Annotated in this window: 17 protein-coding genes; 12 read left to right on the forward strand and 5 right to left on the reverse strand. The window is 45.4% G+C overall.

Annotated elements, in window-relative coordinates:
- Positions 1 to 25 precede the first annotated feature (25 nt).
- From murC to AC0KUT_RS04770, 10 genes are all read left to right on the forward strand, one after another.
- Entirely contained in the window at positions 26 to 1414 is a 1389-nt protein-coding gene (gene murC, locus AC0KUT_RS04725; protein WP_488835640.1) for a UDP-N-acetylmuramate--L-alanine ligase, read from the forward strand.
- 14 nt (positions 1415 to 1428) lie between these two features.
- Positions 1429 to 2400 (forward strand): D-alanine--D-alanine ligase, encoded by a 972-nt coding sequence (locus tag AC0KUT_RS04730; protein ID WP_488833932.1) that lies wholly within the window; start codon positions 1429 to 1431, stop codon positions 2398 to 2400.
- A gap of 5 nt (positions 2401 to 2405) precedes the next feature.
- Complete coding sequence (locus tag AC0KUT_RS04735) at positions 2406 to 3452, forward strand: cell division protein FtsQ/DivIB (RefSeq protein WP_488833934.1); 1047 nt, start codon at positions 2406 to 2408, stop codon at positions 3450 to 3452.
- A gap of 110 nt (positions 3453 to 3562) precedes the next feature.
- The gene (gene ftsA / locus AC0KUT_RS04740) at positions 3563 to 4801 is read left to right on the forward strand and encodes a cell division protein FtsA (RefSeq protein WP_488833936.1); all 1239 of its coding nucleotides are present in this window, start codon (positions 3563 to 3565) and stop codon (positions 4799 to 4801) included.
- Between the two features lie 89 nt (positions 4802 to 4890).
- Complete coding sequence (ftsZ, locus tag AC0KUT_RS04745; RefSeq protein WP_488833937.1) at positions 4891 to 6072, forward strand: cell division protein FtsZ; 1182 nt, start codon at positions 4891 to 4893, stop codon at positions 6070 to 6072.
- A gap of 240 nt (positions 6073 to 6312) precedes the next feature.
- A complete protein-coding gene (lpxC, locus tag AC0KUT_RS04750) occupies positions 6313 to 7224 on the forward strand; it encodes a UDP-3-O-acyl-N-acetylglucosamine deacetylase (RefSeq protein WP_488833939.1) in 912 nt (303 codons plus the stop codon).
- 325 nt (positions 7225 to 7549) lie between these two features.
- A complete protein-coding gene (locus AC0KUT_RS04755; protein WP_488833941.1) occupies positions 7550 to 8488 on the forward strand; it encodes a M23 family metallopeptidase in 939 nt (312 codons plus the stop codon).
- A gap of 152 nt (positions 8489 to 8640) precedes the next feature.
- Entirely contained in the window at positions 8641 to 11376 is a 2736-nt protein-coding gene (secA, locus tag AC0KUT_RS04760) for a preprotein translocase subunit SecA (RefSeq protein WP_488833942.1), read from the forward strand.
- Between the two features lie 50 nt (positions 11377 to 11426).
- Positions 11427 to 12650: a bifunctional glutamate N-acetyltransferase/amino-acid acetyltransferase ArgJ gene (gene argJ / locus AC0KUT_RS04765; protein WP_488833944.1), complete on the forward strand. Its 1224-nt coding sequence runs from the start codon at positions 11427 to 11429 to the stop codon at positions 12648 to 12650.
- 17 nt (positions 12651 to 12667) lie between these two features.
- Complete coding sequence (locus AC0KUT_RS04770) at positions 12668 to 13627, forward strand: Nudix family hydrolase (RefSeq protein WP_488833946.1); 960 nt, start codon at positions 12668 to 12670, stop codon at positions 13625 to 13627.
- 68 nt (positions 13628 to 13695) lie between these two features.
- Here AC0KUT_RS04770 and AC0KUT_RS04775 read toward each other — a convergent pair whose 3' ends face one another.
- Genes AC0KUT_RS04775 through pilB form a run of 5 tightly spaced genes read right to left on the reverse strand, consistent with a single transcriptional unit; the run spans position 13696 to position 18466 of the window.
- Positions 13696 to 13893 (reverse strand): DNA gyrase inhibitor YacG, encoded by a 198-nt coding sequence (locus tag AC0KUT_RS04775; RefSeq protein WP_488833948.1) that lies wholly within the window; start codon positions 13891 to 13893, stop codon positions 13696 to 13698.
- 55 nt (positions 13894 to 13948) lie between these two features.
- The gene (gene coaE / locus AC0KUT_RS04780; RefSeq protein ID WP_488833949.1) at positions 13949 to 14572 is read right to left on the reverse strand and encodes a dephospho-CoA kinase; all 624 of its coding nucleotides are present in this window, start codon (positions 14570 to 14572) and stop codon (positions 13949 to 13951) included.
- Entirely contained in the window at positions 14565 to 15476 is a 912-nt protein-coding gene (locus AC0KUT_RS04785) for a prepilin peptidase (RefSeq protein WP_488833952.1), read from the reverse strand. Before AC0KUT_RS04785 ends, coaE begins: the two co-directional genes overlap by 8 nt.
- Entirely contained in the window at positions 15476 to 16735 is a 1260-nt protein-coding gene (locus AC0KUT_RS04790) for a type II secretion system F family protein (protein WP_488833954.1), read from the reverse strand. The genes AC0KUT_RS04785 and AC0KUT_RS04790 overlap by 1 nt, the downstream gene beginning before the upstream one ends.
- 3 nt (positions 16736 to 16738) lie before the next feature.
- The gene (gene pilB / locus AC0KUT_RS04795; RefSeq protein WP_488833958.1) at positions 16739 to 18466 is read right to left on the reverse strand and encodes a type IV-A pilus assembly ATPase PilB; all 1728 of its coding nucleotides are present in this window, start codon (positions 18464 to 18466) and stop codon (positions 16739 to 16741) included.
- A 385-nt stretch (positions 18467 to 18851) separates the two neighbouring features.
- Between pilB and AC0KUT_RS04800 the strand changes: the two genes are divergently transcribed.
- Positions 18852 to 19379 (forward strand): pilin, encoded by a 528-nt coding sequence (locus tag AC0KUT_RS04800; RefSeq protein ID WP_488833960.1) that lies wholly within the window; start codon positions 18852 to 18854, stop codon positions 19377 to 19379.
- Positions 19380 to 19489: 110 nt separating this feature from the next.
- Positions 19490 to 20245, forward strand: a complete 756-nt coding sequence (tfpZ, locus tag AC0KUT_RS04805) for a TfpX/TfpZ family type IV pilin accessory protein (protein ID WP_488835642.1) — start codon at positions 19490 to 19492, stop codon at positions 20243 to 20245.
- Positions 20246 to 20304: the final 59 nt, after the last annotated feature.

Raw genomic sequence — 20304 nt, forward strand, 5'->3', positions numbered from 1 at the left:
CATAGGATTTTATTGCGTTCCTGAGATGCGTCGTATTCGTCGCATTCATTTTATTGGTATCGGCGGCGCTGGTATGAGTGGTATTGCTGAGGTTTTAATTAATCAGGGGTATGAAATTTCCGGCTCTGATATTAAAGCATCAAGTGTAACTGAGCGCTTGGCCCGTAAGGGCGCTATTATTTTTATCGGTCACACCAAGGACAATGTTAAAGGCGCAGATGTAGTCGTGAACTCCAGTGCAGTACATGCCACCAATCCTGAAATGGTTGGTGCGCGTGAGTTGCGTATTCCTATTGTGCGCCGTGCAGAAATGCTCGGAGAATTAATGCGCTATCGCCATGGTATTGCAGTTGCGGGTACTCATGGAAAAACAACAACGACAAGTTTGCTTGCGTCTATTCTCGCTGCCGCTAAGCAAGATCCTACCTTTATTATTGGTGGATTGGTTAATAGTACGGGTACTAATGCGCAGTTAGGTGCAAGCCGTTATTTAGTCGCTGAAGCCGATGAGAGCGATGCATCGTTTTTACATTTGCAGCCTATGGTTGCCATAGTGACCAATATTGATGCTGATCATATGGAGACCTATGGTGGTGATTTTTCAAAGTTGAAAAAGACCTTCGTAGAGTTTTTACACAACCTACCTTTTTATGGTTTAGCAGTTCTGTGCGGCGATGATCCGATAATCAGTGAGATTATCCCTGATATAGCACGCCCAATTTTGACCTATGGTTTGGCAGAGCATTGTGATTTTCGTGCGCTAAATGTTAAGCAAGACAAGATGCACTCTGAATTTGATGTGGTGCGTCCAGGCAGTGATGATCTGCTTCATATCCGCATCAATATCCCAGGTATTCACAATGTGCTAAACGCATTGGCAGTGATTGCAGTTGCAAGCGATGAAAAAATTAGTAATGAAGCCATTCAATCTGGGCTTGAGAATTTTCAAGGGGTTGGGCGTCGTTTTGAGGTCTATGGTAATTTCCCGATCGCGGAAGGTGAGGCGATGTTGGTGGATGATTACGGTCATCACCCCCGAGAAGTGGCAGCGGTCATTAAGGCTGTACGCGATGGTTGGCCAGAGCGTCGATTAGTGATGATTTATCAGCCACATAGGTATACACGTACGCGCGACTTGTATGAAGATTTTGTTGATGTGTTGTCAACTGTTGATGCTTTAGTGCTGCTAGAGGTTTATAGCGCGGGTGAAGATGCAATTCCCGGTGCTGATAGTCGGCATCTGTGTCGCAGTATTCGTGCACGCGGAGTGATCGAACCCATTTTTGTTGAGAGTGTTGAGGGTGTGCCGGATATAGTTAAAGACATAGTGCGCGCTGGTGATATCGTAATTACTCAGGGCGCCGGCAATGTAGGCGTGCTCTCTCCTGAATTAGCAAAGCGTAACTTGCGCTAGAGGTTTATCGAAATATGCAAGCTGTAAAACTGCCACTTGATGCAGCCCTAAAACAAAAAATTGGACGCGTTGGCGTGCTCTTAGGTGGGCTCTCAGCTGAACGTGAGGTGTCATTGCAAAGTGGTGCTGCGGTGATCGCGGCATTGGCGGAAGCGGGAATTGATCATGTCGCAATAGATGTGAGTGAAAATGTTATTGCGGATCTGCAAGCGGCAAAAATTGATCGTGCTTTTCTCGCACTTCATGGCCCTGGTGGTGAAGATGGGCGGATTCAGGCACTTTTAGAATTTTTGAAAATTCCTTACACCGGCAGCGATGTGCAGTCTTCTGCGCTGGCAATGGATAAGTTGCGTACTAAGCAGCTTTGGCGTGGCGTCAATATTAATGGTGTACAAGGTTTACCGACACCAGAGTTCGCAGTATTGAATCGCGATTCAGATTTCGCTTCCGTGCTCGCACAATTGGGCGGGGAGGTGATCGTAAAGCCTGCCAATGAAGGTTCCAGTATTGGGATGTCGCGGGCGCATACGGCAAGTGAACTTGAAGATGCTTTTGATAAAGCAAAAGACTATCAAGGCAGTGTGTTGGTTGAGCGCCTTATTGTTGGTGCAGAATATACGGTTGCTATTTTAGATGGCGTTGCACTGCCTGCGATTAAACTGGAAACCGATCATAGCTTTTATGACTTTGATGCCAAGTATATCGCGGAAGATACCCGCTATCTCTGTCCTTGTGGTCTGAGTGCAGAGAAAGAACAGGAATTAAAAAATTTAGCCTTGAAGGCATTTAATGCGGTGGGGTGTCGTGGGTGGGGGCGTGTAGATGTAATGGCGGATGCGCAACAGAATTTTTATCTGCTCGAAGTCAATACTGCACCAGGTATGACCAGTCACAGCTTGGTTCCTATGGCCGCCAAGGCTGTAGGGTTGTCATTTGCTGAATTGGTAAGCTCCATACTATCTGCAAGTCTCAAGGTTAAGTTGTAGTTGATATGCGTGACCTAAAAGGATTGGGCAAGCGCGGTGCTGATGACGCAATTTTTGCCGATGAGCCGCTTGTTGCTACGGGCTTGCGTGATGATCATCGCAGCTCAAATCAGCAGATTAAATCAGGGCGAAAAAAAGCTGATGTGGGTGCATCGGGCGCTAGTCGGGATGTGTTGCTGGAGTCACCGCCACCGCGAGCAACGCGCGGAGCAGGTGCAATCACTAAGCGTGAGCAAGGATATTCACAGGTGTCTCCACGCGGAGAACGAATTCAGCGCTCCAATGCAAAGGGGGGCGCGCCGCGTTGGTGGGTGAACTTGTTGAGCCGTAAGTTTGCAATAACGATGCTGCTCAGTGTTTTGGTTTTGGCACTTTATTGGGTAAGTGAGCCCATAGCGAAATTGTTGGAGCGGCCCATTAAAAGTGTGGTCGTTGAGGGAGAGTTTCACTTTATCTCTAAACAACGTGCAACAGAGTTGCTTGAACGCGAAATTGATGGTGATTTTTTACAGCTTGATTTAATGCGGCTGAAACGCGCTTTGATGGAAGATTCTTGGGTTGAGTCGGTAAGCTTAAATCGCCGTTGGCCAGATACCTTAGTGGTTAAAATTGCAGAGCAAAAACCCATAGCGCGTTGGGGGGATGGTTTTTTAAATCAGCGCGGTGAAATTGTTAAAGTGGAAAAGTTAGAGCGCCTTGTTGGGTTGCCATGGCTACAAGGAAATGAAGCAGATAGTGTCGAGATTTTGCAGCAATACCAAGATCTATCCCAGCTTTTACGCTCTCGTGGTCTAGAAGTTGTGGCTTTAAAGTGTGACAACAAAAAATCTTGGCGATTAACGATAAAAAATGCTGTAGAAATCGCAATTGGGCGCGATCAGGTGATGGAAAAAATGCGTAGATTTGTTACTGTATACGACAATTATCTGAGTGCGGTCTGGAGCGATGTAAATACAATTGATGTGCGTTACACAAATGGTGTTGCGGTGCGTTGGGTGGAAGATTCAGAGATGGCAAAAAAGCACATTAAGAATCATGTAGTAAGTAAATAGCGCCCCAAAATTGGGTGGTATAGGCATAAAACAGATATTCAAATCAGGATGCTCTCAGTGAGCTAGAAGACTGAAGTGACTGAAGCAAAGCGGGATAATGAGGTTAATGCATGGCAAACGTTAGTGACAACAAAATGATTGTCGGCCTGGATATAGGGACATCCAAGGTTGTGGCTATCGTTGGTGCTATCAACCTAGAAGGACAGTTGGAAATTGTGGGCATAGGCTCGCATAAATCCAGCGGGCTGAAAAAAGGTGTAGTGGTCAATATAGAGTCGACAGTTTTATCCATTCAGCGCGCAATCGAAGAAGCTGAATTAATGGCTGGATGTCAAATTCATTCAGTGTATGCGGGTATTGCTGGTAGCCATATTCGTAGCCTGAACTCTCATGGCATTGTGGCAATTCGAGATCGTGAAGTGTTTGCTCAGGATTTGGAGCGAGTAATAGATGCTGCGCAGGCTGTGGCGATACCGGCAGATCAAAAAATTCTGCACATATTACCGCAGGAATTTTTGATCGATGATCAAGACGGTGTTAAAGAACCGCTGGGAATGTCGGGTGTTCGTTTGGAAGCTAAAGTCCATTTGGTAACCTGTGCGGTAAATGCGGCACAAAATATTGAAAAGTGTATTCGTCGCTGTGGTCTAGAAGTTGAAGATATTATTTTGGAGCAGTTGGCCTCTAGTTATGCCGTCTTGACTGACGATGAAAAAGAATTAGGTGTATGCGTAGTTGATATCGGTGGCGGCACCACTGACATAGCTATTTTTAAAGATGGTGCAATTCGTCATACGGGTGTTATTCCGATTGCGGGTGATCAGGTCACCAACGATATTGCTATGGCATTACGTACGCCTACACCGAATGCGGAAGAGATAAAAATCAAATATGCCTGTGCGTTGGCGAAGTTGACCAGCCCAGATGAAACTATCAAAGTGCCTAGCGTAGGTGATCGTCAGCCGCGTGATCTATCACGGCAGGCGTTGGCCGAAGTGGTAGAGCCTCGTTATGACGAACTCTTTACCTTGGTGCAAGCTGAATTACGCCGTAGTGGTTTTGAAGATTTAATTGCAGCCGGCATAGTGCTGACCGGGGGTACTTCCAAAATGGAAGGTGTTATTGAACTCGCGGAAGAAATTTTTCATATGCCCGTGCGTTTAGGTGCCCCACAGAATATTCGTGGTTTGTCGGACATAGTGAATAACCCTATTTATTCCACAGGTGTTGGTTTGTTGATTTATGCCATGAAGCAACAGCAAACCGGTGGGCGTTCAACACAGAACACTAAAGAGTCTCAAGGGTCTATTTTTAGCAAAATTAAAAAGATTTTTCAAAGCAGCTTTTAGCGTTATTTGTATTTTATTGTTTTGTACCGTTGCAAAGTAAACCAAATTTATTTTTCTTAGTTTGATTCAAGGACAAAAGGGGTGTGGCCATGTTTGAATTAGTCGATAGTATCCATCAAAACGCAGTAATCAAAGTGATCGGTGTGGGTGGTGGCGGCGGCAACGCGGTTAAGCACATGATCGCCAGTAACATTGAAGGTGTGGAGTTTATCTGCGCGAATACTGATGCCCAAGCATTGAAAGACATAGATGCGCGCACAGTGTTGCAGTTAGGTAATACCATGACCAAAGGATTGGGTGCTGGCGCCAATCCAGAAGTGGGTCGTCAGGCTGCAATGGAAGATCGCGAACGAATTGCAGAAGTATTGCGTGGTGCCGATATGGTGTTTATCGCTGCGGGTATGGGGGGCGGTACAGGTACAGGTGCCGCGCCAATCGTGGCTGAAGTAGCTCGTGATTTGGGGATATTGACGGTTGCTGTGGTTACTAAGCCCTTTCCTTTTGAAGGGCGCAAGCGTATGGCAATTGCCGAAGCTGGCATATTAGAGTTGGGCGAGCGGGTTGACTCACTTATTACGATTCCAAATGAAAAGTTATTGTCTGTTTTGGGGAAATCAACCAGCCTGTTGGATGCCTTTAAGGCTGCCAACAATGTTTTACTTGGCGCTGTTCAGGGCATTGCCGATTTAATTATTCGTCCCGGTATGATCAACGTAGATTTTGCAGATGTGCGCACGGTTATGGGTGAAATGGGTATGGCCATGATGGGAACGGGTCGCGCAACCGGAGAGCATCGCGCGCGCGAAGCCGCTGAAGCTGCCATTCGCAGTCCGTTGTTGGAAGATGTGGATCTGCAAGGCGCGCGCGGAATTTTGGTAAATATTACCGCCGGTATAGATTTGTCTTTGGGTGAGTATTCTGAGGTAGGTGACACCATCGAAGAATTCGCATCAGCAGATGCTACGGTGGTGGTAGGAACAGTTATCGATCCAGAAATGAGCAATGAACTGCGTGTAACGGTTGTGGCAACGGGTTTGGGATTGATTAGAAAGTCTACAACCACTAAAGACACTAAGGCAGCTGCGACTAAAGTTGTGGTGGATAATACTCGTCGTGCAGCTCCACCTGTTGACTATGCGACCCTAGATCGTCCCGCACATTTGCGTGCTAACGCGCAATCTGCCAGTGCTGCTGCTTTGGCTGCGCCATTGGGTGACAAAGAGTTAGAATATTTGGATATTCCCGCTTTTTTACGTCGTCAGGCTGATTGATAAATAGCCTTCAAAGGCTTTTGCTATGATGTTGATTGTACTAAGTAACTGGTTCGAGAGTGAGTGAGTTGATAGTATTTGGTTTCGGGGGCGCATGCGCTTAATGGAGCCTGCGCTCCTAATGTGTTGAATATATTATATTTTTTATGGCTGTATTTAACCTTGGTGTTAGGTGTGGCCGATTATTCAATCAGATCAATTTCATGCACTGCAATAATTCTCAAAGGGTAGCGCTACAAGATGAGCAATCAGCGGACACTAAAAAACACTATCCATACAGCGGGTGTGGGCTTGCATACGGGACAGATGATTCACTTAACCCTAAAGCCAGCCCCCGTTAATTCGGGAGTTGTTTTTCGTCGTGTTGATCTCGATCCAGTGGTGGAGATTAAGGCAACTGCTAAAAATGTGGGTGAAACTACACTATCGACTTGCTTGGTTGCCGGTGATGTTCGCGTGTCTACGATTGAACATTTGATGTCGGCAATGGCTGGCTTAGGTATCGACAACGCAATTGTTGAGTTGGATGCGCCGGAAATTCCTATTATGGATGGTAGCGCTAGCCCTTTTGTCTTTTTGTTGCAGTCGGCAGGTGTGCTGGAGCAAAGTGCGCGTAAAAAATTCGTGCGGATTCTCAAGGATGTAGTCTTGGTTGATGGCGATAAAGTGGCAAGTTTTGTTCCGTTTGATGGATTTAAAATTTCTTTTTCTATCGCTTTTGATCATCCGGTATTTAAGGGGCGGAGCTTGCATACAGAGATGGATTTCTCCAGCGCGTCTTTTGTTAAAGATATAAGTCGCGCTCGCACTTTTGGTTTTATGCACGAAATAGAGTATCTACGCTCTAAAGGTTTAGCCCGTGGCGGCAGTATGGATAATGCGATTGTTGTAGATGATTATCGAATCCTTAATGAGGATGGACTGAGATTCGATGATGAGTTTGTAAAGCACAAAGTATTGGATGCGATAGGCGACCTCTATCTTTTAGGTAACAGTATTATTGGGGAATTTCGCGCACATAAGTCGGGCCATTCACTCAACAATCGCGTTTTGCGCCAACTGATTGATCAGCCTGATGCGTGGGAGCTTGTGACGTTTGACGAAGGTTCGGCTCCCCCCATTGCTTATATCCCGTCGCTTGCTGCGGCGTAAAAAAACATTGATAGAGTGATCATTTTTTAAACCAAGGCATCTTTTTACTTGTTAATCGATTCCCAATTGTGAGATATTCCAGTTGATCGTTCTTTTTTACGTTCGGCAAAGGATATTTACACAGCGAGTTTCCCCGCAAAACAATGTGTAACTGCTTGAATATAAACACTTATTACCATTTTTTAACGCAAGGTATCAGTGTTTGGTCTAGGATACTAAAGTCAATCTCTGAAATTCGACGCTTTTTGGTGTAAATCCTATGGGTTTGCTTCACGAGTATAATGTGCCCTCATAATAATATATGGGCCCAAGAGTAGATTTCTGAATGAAAATTATTATCGTCAACAAAAATCATGCACAGGCTCGCAGTATTACCCTCGGTGGGTGGACGCGTGCGTTTCTGTCTGTGTGTTTGTTGGGGATTCCCACTGTGGTGGGGGCTTGGGGCTATAGTTGGTTAGTCTCGGCAGAGAAGGGTGAATTATTTAGTGCAGACACCAAGGCGTGGAGCGAAATACTTTCAGCGCGGGAATCAGATGTTTCAGACATAGAAGAAGAGCGACGTACCTCGGAAGCTAAAATTGAAGCGCTTACAAGTAAAATGGCAGAGTTACAGGCGCGCCTCATGCGTTTGGATGCATTAGGTGAGAAATTAACATCCGCTGCTAATCTAGATGAGGGTGAGTTCGATTTCAATCAAGTGCCTGCCTATGGTGGGCCATCGCAGGCGGCTCCCGATGAAGCTTATGAAAAGCCTGATTTTTTTGCGGCTTTAGATCACTTTTCCGATCAATTAGATAGCCGTGAACAGCAGTTAAGCACTATAGATGCGCTGCTTTCTAGTCGCGACCTAAAACAGCAGGCTTTTGTCGCAGGCGCGCCAGTTCCCAATGCATGGATTACCTCTCCCTTTGGTTATAGAACGGACCCGTTTACCGGCAAAAAAGCATTTCACTCGGGTATAGATTTTACTGCGCGTTCAGGCAGTGAAGTCAGTAGCGTCGCCGCTGGCGTGGTGAATTGGTCCGGCCGGCATCCTGAATACGGCAATATGGTTGAAATCAAACATACTGCGGGCTTGGTTACGCGTTATGCTCACAACAAAACCAATTTAGTAAAAGCGGGTGATGTGGTGAAAAAGGGTCAGGTTATTGCCTTGTCAGGCTCTACTGGTCGCTCTACAGCACCTCACGTGCATTTCGAAGTTTATCAAAACGGTCGTGTTGTCGACCCCTCTACATACATCCGCCGCACCATTCGCTAAATCTAGAATCTTTGCAACTTAAGCGGCTTCTTGCTTGCTTTCGTTCGCTCCTTCCTATTTACTTGCCAGCTCTAAAAATCGGTGAATATCTTTAATTTCGCTGCTTTTACTGTGCAAATTACTCTGAATTTATGTTTATTACGGTATAGAAAATGATCGGTAAGTTAATCAAGGCATTATTTGGTTCAAAAAATGAACGCGAATTAAAACGAATGGGCAAGCTGGTTGTGCGTGTTAATGCATTAGAGGCCGATTTTGAAAAACTTTCGGATGACGCATTAAAGGCGAAAACGGAAGAATATCGTACGCGTTTTGCTCAAGGAGAGACTCTTGATCAATTATTACCTGAGGCATTTGCGACAGTTCGTGAAGCAAGTCGTAGAGTAATGGGAATGCGTCATTTTGATGTGCAGTTAATGGGTGGTATGGCGCTGCATGAAGGGCGTATTGCTGAGATGCGCACAGGTGAAGGTAAAACTCTTGTGTCCACTTTACCTAGCTATTTACATGCTCTTGCAGGTAAAGGCGTGCATATTGTGACGGTGAACGATTATCTTGCTAGTCGCGACGCAAATTGGATGCGCCCTGTGTATGAATTTCTGGGTTTGTCGGTCGGCATTATTCAATCTATGCAGGCGCCAAATGTGAAGCGCGAAGCTTATCTCTCCGACATTACCTATGGTACTAACAATGAATATGGCTTTGATTATCTGCGAGATAATATGGCTTTAAGCAAACGCGATAAAGTGCAGCGCCCTTTAAACTTTGCTGTAGTAGATGAAGTGGATTCTATTCTTATAGATGAGGCGCGTACGCCACTAGTAATTTCAGGGGCTGCAGAAAATAGCTCAGAATTATATAAGCGTATGAATCAACTGGTTATGAAGTTGACCTTGCAAATTGACAATGGTGAAGATGGTGATCGAAAGGTTATCACGAAAGCGGGCGATTACACGGTAGATGAAAAGTCACGTCAAGTTGAACTGACAGAAGATGGGCATCAGCGTGTTGAAGAGCTTTTGATTGATGCCAAACTTTTGCAGGCGGATCAAAATCTTTATGCGGCAAACAATCTTACACTACTGCATCACGTTAACTCTGCACTGCGTGCCCATGCGCTTTTTCATCTTGATGTTGAATATATTGTACAAGAAGGTCAGGTTGTTTTAATTGATGAGCATACTGGACGTACCATGCACGGTCGTCGTCTATCTGAAGGTTTACATCAGGCGCTAGAAGCAAAAGAAGGTGTTGAAATTCAAAGTGAGAGTCAAACTTTGGCGTCGACGACCTTTCAAAACTATTTCCGCCTCTACCCAACTCTGTCGGGTATGACTGGTACTGCCGATACAGAAGCATTTGAATTCCGTGAAATTTATGGTTTGGATGTAGTAGTAATACCAACGAATAAACCTAAGCAGCGCCAAGACATGAATGACAAGGTGTTTTTATCCTTGGAAGAAAAATATGCGGCAATTGTTGATGATGTTAAGGCATTTCAGGCATTGAACGCGCCTATTTTAGTGGGTACGGCCTCGATTGAAACGTCGGAAGAAATGTCGCGCCGCTTAGCTGCCGCAGGTATAGTCCATCAAGTTTTGAATGCTAAGTTTCACGCGCAGGAGGCAGAAATTATTGCGCAAGCTGGGCGTCCCGGGGCTGTGACTATTGCGACCAATATGGCCGGACGTGGTACCGATATTGTTTTGGGTGGACGCTGGGAATCGGATATAGAAAAGCTACAGAATCCTACGCCGGAACAGATTTCTGAAATAAAGGCTGAGTGGAAAAAACGTCACGAGGTTGTGCAGGCAGCTGGCGGCTTACATATCATTGGTACTGAACGTCACGAATCGCGTCGTATTGATAACCAGTTACGCGGTCGTGCCGGCCGTCAGGGTGACCCAGGTTTAACCTGCTTCTATTTATCGCTTGAAGATAACCTCATGCGTATTTTTGCCTCTGAGCGAGTGCGCAGCTTCATGCAAGCTTTGGGGATGGAGAAGGGTGAGGCGATTGAACATCGAATGGTTAATAACGCGATTGAAAAAGCGCAGCGCAAGGTAGAAGGGCGCAACTTTGATATTCGTAAGCAACTATTGGAGTTTGACGATGTTTCAAATGATCAGCGTCAAATTATTTATCATCAGCGTAATGAGCTGCTAGATGCTGATTCTATTCGCGACACAGTTAATGCAATTCGAGAAGAGGTTGTAGAAGAGCTAATCAATGGTTTTGTCCCCCCGCAGTCGATTGAAGATCAGTGGGATATTCCGGGTCTTGAGAAACAAGTCGAAACCGATTTTGGTTTGCGTCTACCCATAGCTAAATGGTTAGAAGAAGACACACGCTTGCATGAGGAAAGTCTACGCAAAAAAGTATTAGAAGAGGTGCAGGCTGCTTACGAAACCAAGTGTGAGCGAATAGGTGAAATTCTCTTCGAAATTGAAAAACAGGTAATGCTGCAAGTATTGGACAATGCTTGGAAGGAGCACTTGGCGTCAATGGATCACTTGCGCCAAGGGATTAATTTGCGTTCTTATGCGCAAAAGAATCCGAAGCAAGAATATAAACGCGAAGCATTTGAAATGTTTCAGCAGCTGCTAATTTCCGTTAAGCGTGAAACAGTGCATTTAATGGCGCGCGTCGAACCCATAACGCGTGAGCAAATGGATGAGATGGAAAATCGCCGCCGCGAGGAATTGGCTCGTCAAAAAATGCAATTACGTCACGATGAATTATCTGCCTTAGGTGCACCAGAAGTTGCAGCACCGAGTAATCGCCAGGCGACCCCTATGGTACGTGAAGGTCGTAAGGTTGGCCGCAATGATCCGTGTCCCTGTGGGTCAGGAAAGAAGTTTAAGAGCTGCCACGGGCAACTTGAATAATTAACGTGATTAAAACAATTATCAACATTAAGATTTAAGGTTAAAAAATCATGGCAGTAGGCGAATATCCTTTTCCAACAATGCATCCTGTAAAAGGGGTAAAGCTTACAGCGGTAAGCGCAGGTATTAAAAAAGTTGGGCGCCGCGATGTGGTGCTATTTGAGCTGGCAGAAGGAAGTTGTGTTGCGGGCGTTTTTACTAAAAATGCGTTTTGTGCGGCACCTGTAACATTATGTCGCGCACATTTGGCACACACCGCAGCTATCCGCTACTTGGTTATTAATTCTGGAAATGCTAATGCATGCACTGGGGAGCAGGGTTTGCTTGATGCTAAGGCAACCTGTTCCGCTATTGCGGAAATAACAGGTGTGCAGCCTGAGCAGGTCTTACCATTCTCTACGGGTGTTATTGGGGAGCCATTGCCCGTTGCAAAAATCATCGCGGTAATACCTGAGGCAATCAGTAATGCTACTGAATTGGGTTGGGATGATGCCGCCGCAGGTATTATGACCACGGATACTCGCCCTAAGGGTTTTAGCACGCAATTTGAACACCAAGGGCACGTGATTACCGTAAACGGCATCTCTAAGGGTGCCGGAATGATTAAACCTAATATGGCGACGATGTTGGGTTATATCGCGACCGATGCCAAAGTTTCTCCGGCTTTGCTGCAGCAGCTCTCACGCGAAGCAGCAGACAGGTCTTTCAATCGCATTACGATTGATGGAGATACCTCGACGAATGATTCTTGTATCTTGATTGCTACAGGTGGCTCAGGTGTTGTGGAAGTCACTGACGCTGGCGATGAACTCTATCAAAAATTGCGCGAAGTCATTCTGGCCGCATATATTCATTTAGCTAAAAGTATCGTGAGCGATGGTGAAGGGGCTACTAAGTTTGTTACTGTTGCTGTAAGTGGCGGAGCCAATCGTGATGAATGCCTAGATGTGGCCTATGCGGTTGCGCACTCTCCCCTTATTAAAACTGCATTGTTTGCGTCAGATCCAAACTGGGGTCGAATAGTAGCTGCGATTGGATATGCAGGTTTAAACGACCTTGATGCAACTAAAGTTGTTGTCCATCTCAATGATGTTCTAATCGTTGAAAAAGGTGGGCGTGCAAGTACTTATACTGAGGCACAAGGGCAGGCCGTCATGAGTCAGGCTGAGATCACTATTAATATAGACTTGGGGCGCGGTAGTTTTGCGGAAACCGTTTGGACGACGGATTTGTCTTATGAGTACGTGCGGATTAATGCTGATTATCGCTCTTAGTTGATGAGTTTTAGATTGTGAGCCAGTTAGTGCATGTTGCCGTTGGCGTTATTATTAATACCGACGGTAAGGTGCTCATAGCAAAGCGTGCCGCCGCCGCCCACCAAGGTGGGTTATGGGAGTTCCCGGGCGGTAAGGTTGATGCTGGCGAATCGGTTGTGCAAGCCTTGCTGCGTGAGCTGAAGGAGGAGTTGGCGATTGATGTGCTTGCTCATATTCCTTTAATTCAAATCCGTCACCACTATGGTGATAAATCTGTGTTGCTTGACGTTCACCGCGTCACTTCTTTCAGCGGGCTGGCTAGCGGTAACGAAGGGCAGCCAATCCGCTGGGTCACTATAGATGAGTTGCGTGATTACGAATTCCCTGCAGCCAATACCCCCATTCTTCAAGCATTAGGCCTACCGGAGTATTTGTGCATCACGGGTGAGTTTTCTTCATTTGAGGATTTCTCTCTGAAGCTGCAATCAGCTTTGGCGCAAAACATTAAGCTAATTCAATTGCGAATTAAGGATTTGAATTTATCTTTGCATGCTTCATATATAAGCCATGCAATTGAGCTAACAAAGCAGTCTGGAGCACGACTCATACTTAATTGTAGCGTTGATACTTATACCTTAATTGTCGAGCAATACCCCCATAGCAACCTTGGATTGCATCTTAATCGTCATTTGTTAATGGCATCGTCTAGTCGTCCAATATCCTCGCGGTTTTTATGCAGCGCATCTTGTCACGATGCGAGCGAATTGGCTCATGCTCAGACGTTGGGAATGGATTACGTCTTGTTGTCTCCGGTAAGGGTGACTCAATCGCATCCCGAGGCAGAGTCACTTGGGTGGGAGGAATTTACAGCCTTGGTTAAAGGCGTAAATATTCCTGTGTATGCCTTAGGTGGGTTGAGTCATCTTGATAGATGTGATGCTCTTGAGGCAGGTGCTCAAGGGGTTGCTGCGATTCGTTGTTGGTGGATGCGGTAGGTGCTAGGTTGCGCTAACTTTCAACGGCAGTTTTACTTGGATTGCTGACACCTAAAATATTAGCCACTTTAAAAGTCTTCATCTTCAATGTTAGGTACTGTATTGAGGGGCGCGCCAGGAATCTTATGGCCTTCACTTGCCCACTCGCCTAAATCAATTAAGCGGCAGCGCTCGCTGCAAAAAGGGCGTTCTGGAAAGTCATCACTCCACACAATTTCTTTGGTGCAACATGGGCATTTCAAGGTAATGGGCGTATTTGTTTGCATAGGTGGTTGGTGGCCTTGCGTATTTTAAGTGGATGTAATGTCATTAATATGGTGTCTAATCTTGTGTGGCAGCTATTTCGAGATAGAGTTGATGTAGTTTATCCGTCTGCTGGTAGAGCTCATTCAAACCGTCGTAGTTTTGGATAATATCGTTGGCTCTGTTACAGCGTTCCATACGAGACATTTGGCTTGCAATTATGGCCTGAGTTTGGATCGGATCGGCATTGTCACGAGCGCTGGCGCGTTCAATCTGTAATTGCTCACTGGTATCTACGACAAGTATGCGATCCACCAACTCATACTGCTGTGTTTCGAGTAGTAAAGGTGATGATAAAATTGCGTAGGCACTGGAGGCCTGTGATAGCAACGAGCGAATTTCGGTATTAATTAATGGATGCAGCAGCTGTTCTAGCCAAGATTTTTCTTGTTCATTACTGAAAATAATTTGACGTAAGCTTGCTCTATCTAGGGTGCCTTCTGCTGTAAGTAGAGCGGTGCCGAAATGTTTGGCGATAGCAATTAAAGCTTCACTACCTGGCTCAACTACTTGTCTTGCTACAATATCTGCGTCAATTACTTGAATGCCAAAAGATTTGAATCTATCGCTTACCGTAGTTTTGCCGCTGCCTATGCCCCCCGTCAGGCCTACTAGCAGTGGTGAGCTGTCGCTGTCACGCATACACAAACAATCCCAAATAAATCTGGTTAATCTCTTTTCCCCATACCAATGCAATCCAGCCTGCTATGGCGAGATAGGGACCAAAAGGAATGGGAATGTTCTTATCGCGACCGCGAATTAATATCATCGATATACCAATGATCGCGCCGACAATGGAGGACAGTAAAATAATTTGTAGTAAAAATTGCCACCCCATCCAAGCTCCGAGCGCGGCGAGCAATTTAAAGTCCCCATAGCCCATGCCTTCTTTACCCGTTATAAGTTTAAACAACTTATAAAAAGACCAAAGTGACAGATATCCAAAAATTGCTCCCCAAAGCGCGCTACTCAAACTAGTAAATAATCCGAAGCTATTACAAATGAGTCCTAACCAAAGCAGTGGTAAGGTTATGTCGTCTGGCAGTAAATAGGTATCAATATCAATCATGGTTAAGGCGATTAGGCACCACGTAAATGCCAGTGCTGCCAAGCCAGTAAGGGTGGGGCCATATAGATAAATAATCACTGCCGATAGTAGGCCGGTAACAAGTTCAATAATAGGATAGCGGATTGAAATTCCAGATTTACAACTGGAACAGTTACCTTTTAAAAACACATAGCTAATAATGGGAATGTTCTCCCATGCTCTAATTTTATGCCCACAGTGGGGACATGTAGAAGCAGGAACCATAAGGTTAAAGGGTTCCTTGCTGCTAGCGGTTGATGCCTGAGGGGTCGGAATGCCCCCCAAATTATCGTCAGTCGTTAAAAATTCTTCGCATTGATCTCGCCAGTCCTTCTCCATCATTTTAGGGAGGCGATAGATAACAACATTTAAAAAGCTGCCGACTAATAAACCAAGTACAAGAGCGCAAACTACTAGAAAAATTTCATGGCCAATAAAAACAGTTTCAATAATAGTCATTAAACAACCGCGCCAAGTTGGAAAATAGGCATATACATGGCAATCATTAGGCCGCCAACTAGTACCCCTAATACAGACATAATTAAAGGCTCCAACAAAGACGTAAGGCTGTCGACCATGTTGTCGACGGCTTCCTCATAGTAAACGGCAACTTTATCGAGCATGGCGTCTAGCGCGCCTGACTCCTCGCCGATAGCAGCCATCTGTATAAGAAGGGTAGGGAAAATATTCCTACTTTTTAGTGCGGTGTTCAACTGAAGGCCAGTAGATACATCCTCGCGTACTCTAATAATCGCTTCGGTGTATATTTTGTTGCCCGCGGCGCCCGCAACAGACGTCAGCGCATCAATTAAAGGGACACCTGCAGCAAACGTTGTTGCAAGAGTACGCGCAAAGCGGGCCATTACCGATAGATATAGTATTTGACCAATAATGGGTGCCTTAAGCATGTATTTGTCTACTAAGTACTCAAATTTTGGAGATCGACGAACTGCCTCTTTAAATAGAAAAAAGCTCGTGATCATGCCTATTAAAATCATAAACCAATAAGCTTGAGCCAGCTCTGAAAGGTTTAAAACAAATAAGGTAAATGCGGGTAACTCCGCTCCAAAGCTGCTAAATGTAGATGCAAATTGAGGCACGACTTTTACCAGTAATATTCCAGTAACGACTATGGCAACAACGACTACAGCTATAGGGTAGCTAAGTGCTTTTTTAATTTTTGCTTTGAGGGATTCAGTTTTTTCTTTGTAGGTGGCGATTCTGTCGAGCATGGTTTCAAGTGCGCCAGACTGTTCGCCTGCATCTACGAGATTACAAAATAGGTCGTCAAAATATTTTGGATGCTCTTTTAATGAGTTCGCGAAACCACCACCTGCTGCGACACTATCGCGAATAGTGAGCACTAGTTTACGCAAATTAGGGTTGTCTAAACCATCGGCTACTATATCGAAAGCTTGTACTAGAGGGACGCCCGCTTTCATCATGGTGGCCATTTGGCGAGAGAAAACGGCTATGTCAGCAGGTTTAATGGCCTTACCACCAGTGCCAAAAAGAGGCTTTGATTTTTTGCTGACAGATTTTACATTAATGCCTTGCTTTAACAGGAGTGCTTTAACAATTGCAGGGCTGGTACCATTGGTCTCGCCTTGGATTTTATTGCCACGTTTATCCGTGCCCTTATATACATAGGTATTCGATGTTGGCTGTTGCTTAGCTTTTGTCGTAGATTTCGTTTTGGTTGCTGTAATACTTGCCATAGGTTAATCCTTGGTAACTCGATTAGCCTCTTCAAGGCTGGTCATTCCCATTGCTACTTTGCGCAATGCGGAAACACGTAAATTATTAAAGCCTGCTTCTTTCGCGGCGCGCGCAATTTGGAGCGAATTGCCGCCCTCCATTATAAGGTTGGCGATTGTGGGGGTAATGCGAACCACTTCATAAACGCCCACCCTGCCGCGATAGCCTCCCGTGCATTTTTCACAGCCTACGGCGTGAAAAAGTTGAAACTCTTCGCGTGGAATGCCAATTTCATCAAAGCCTTCCTGTGTAAGTATGTCGGCAGGAATGTCTGTGGCGACTTTTTTGCAGCTAGGGCAGAGGCGTCGTGCAAGGCGTTGAGCAATAATCAAGCTCACACTGGTTGCAATATTAAACGCAGGAACCCCCATATTCATCAAGCGGGTCAATGTTTCAGGGGCGCTATTGGTGTGAAGGGTAGAAAGCACCAAGTGACCTGTTTGCGCAGCTTTAATGGCAATTTCTGCGGTTTCTAGGTCACGGATTTCCCCTACCATCACTATGTCGGGGTCTTGGCGTAAGAAGGAGCGCAAGGCTTCCGCAAAGGTAAGCCCGACTTTGGTATTCATTTGAACTTGGTTAATTCCCTCAAGGTTTATTTCGACGGGGTCTTCTGCGGTCGAAATATTTAACTCAGGAGTATTAAGAATGTTAAGGCCCGTATAGAGTGAGACGGTTTTACCGCTACCGGTTGGGCCAGTCACTAAAATCATACCCTGCGACTGAGCCAGAGCATCCATAAAGAGCTTTTTCTGAACATCTTCGTAGCCTAAGGCATCAATACCTAATTTTGCGGAGCTGGGGTCCAGAATACGCAGTACAATCTTTTCGCCAAAGAGTGTGGGTAGAGTGTTGACACGAAAATCGATGGCGCGAGTTTTTGATACCTTCAGTTTTATGCGGCCGTCTTGAGGAACTCGGCGCTCAGAAATATCCATTTGCGACATAACTTTTAAGCGAGCTGCCATGCGGAATGCAAGATTTACGGGTGGGCGCGACACTTCGTGTAAAACGCCATCAGTACGGAAGCGAATTCGATAAGATTTCTCATAGGGCTCAAAGTGGATGTCAGAAGCGCCTCCTTTGATTGCATCGAGCAGGACTTTGTTTATATATTTAACGATTGGCGCTTCGTCAGCTTCAAGGCCATCCTTATCCTCGGCTGGGTGGTTGTTATCAATAGTCTCAACGTCCATATCATCGAGATCATCATCGAGCCCTCCTAGTGCGTCTCCGAGAGTCTCTTCTTGTGCATTCAGGTACTTTTCAATGGCAACTTTAAGCTTGTCTGCCTCGACGAGAACTGCCTCGGTATTGATTCCGGTGTTAAATTTTATCTCATCGAGCGCATGTAGGTCGGTGGGGTCAGTAACGGCCAGAAAAAGGCGATTGCCGCGGCGCGCTAAAGGTAGGGTGTGATGCTTTTTGATGAGTTTATCGTCGACTAGTTTCTGCGGTATTCCCTCGCGAATAAGCGCATCTAAATCGAATATCGGGGAGCCAAACTCTTCGGCGGCGACTTGGGCTATAGTGCGTGCATCAAGAATAGAATGCACAACAAGATGCTGTACAAATGGAACCTTGTCTTTTGTTGCCTGTAGCGTTGCTTTGCGTGCAAGCTCCAGATCCAATAAGTTATCCGCTACGAGGCGGCGCGCTAAACCATTCAGGGTGACGGCTGGGGAGTTCATACAACGAATTACCTGAGGTTGGGTGGGAATTTGGAGGCGCTGGCAGAGTGCATCCAAAATAGCTGCTCTTTGAGCAGCAAATCTTATGTGATCTAGTATTGCATCTCTTAATATGAATACAAGGGGCTAGTTACGCTAATTGATTGTAGCTGTGTGTATTATTTGATTTGATTTTGTCACTTGATGACAAAAATTGTCACAAGGGCGGTTGTAAGCATGCGCAGCAAGTTTTGGATTTGGAGCGTGAGTTTTGATTTCAAGCTTTAGATTGTTGGTGTGCGCTAAATGAAGACAGCGTTACTTGGTAGTTGGCACGGTGATTGCTCTTTCCTTATTGTGTTTCCAAAAAACGTAATTTAGTCGTTCTTAATCCTCGGAGATTTCTATGAAAAAAACAATGCAAAGTGGTTTTACCCTGATTGAATTGATGATCGTTGTTGCGATTATCGGTATTTTGGCTGCAATTGCGTTGCCTGCGTACCAAGACTATACCGTTCGCGCCAAAGTGGGCGAGGCAATTATTGCTGGTTCTGCTGCAAAAGGCCTGATGAGTGAAGCGTTTCAAACTGACGGTATTACCGGCTTGACTGCTGCAGCTACAGGCTTCAATGCCACCGCTCTGGCAGAAAGACAATCTAAGTATGTACAAGATGTAACAATTCAGACAGCTACGCCTTGGACTATTACTGTCGTTTTGCGTGCGACGGCCGAAAATGGTATTCCAACCGGTCTGAATCTTACAACATTAACATTCACACCTAATGTGCAAGGTGCTGCCCCTACTGCGGCATCTGCGGGTGCTGTTGATTGGGCGTGCGGTAGTGCAACCGTTCAGACCGCGACAGCTCGTTTATTGGCAAGTCGTGCAGTGGGTACTATGCCAGCAAAGTATGCGCCGTCTGAGTGTCGTTAATTTGTTAGATAATTAAACATTAGATTTAATGACGCCCGCTTGCGGGCGTTTTTTTTGGAGAATTTTTTATGATTTCTATTTTGGCGTTAAATAGATATCAAGCGTCTTTTATGCATCTACTGGCCTCCATTGGAGTTGTTGGGCTGGTTGCGGCGCTAGTTTTTTTGCTCTGGTATCCTGGGTTACTGGCCTACGCGAGTGGTGTTTATGAGATCTTTGTATTATTGCTTTTGGTTGACTGGGTATTGGGGCCGCTTATCACGCTCATTATTTTTAACCCTAAAAAGCGCGAATTAAAACGAGACATGATGTTTGTGGTACTAATTCAATTGGGTGCTTTGTTTTATGGTGTGGTGGTGTTGTTTCTCGCGCGGCCTGTTTATTTGGTGTTTAACGCAGACAGGTTTGATGTTGTATATGCGAATGAAATAACAAAGGAAGATTTGCTGGCTGTTACTAAGCCAGAATTTAAAAGGTTGCCTCTATTCGGCCCGAAAGTCATAGGGGCAAGGCTGCCTGAAAATGAACAGGAGGCACGGGATATTGTCTTGGCGGCAGTGTCTGGGGGGCGCGATGTACAAAACATCCCGGAATATTATGTGGAATATGATGAAATAGAGCAGGATGTAAAGCAGCAACTTAGGGGGTTAGATCAATTACGCAGGCTCAATGGAGAAAACATTCAGTCTGAGTTGGATGAGTTTATTGGACTGTGCGCGTCCAAATGTGACGAAATTGGGTACATCCCCTTAATTGGAAGGGCCCATGATTTGACGGTATTTGTTGATGCTAATAATTCAAAGATTTTAAAAATAAGCAAATTAAAACCGTTGGGGGGAATTTTTGCGAGAGATGTAAAAAAGTAATGCAATAAAACAAATAAAGTCGATGTGGCATTTTTTTTGCTGAATAGGAAGGGATGCTA

This window comes from Cellvibrio sp. 25HG11W-0 (assembly GCF_057815475.1).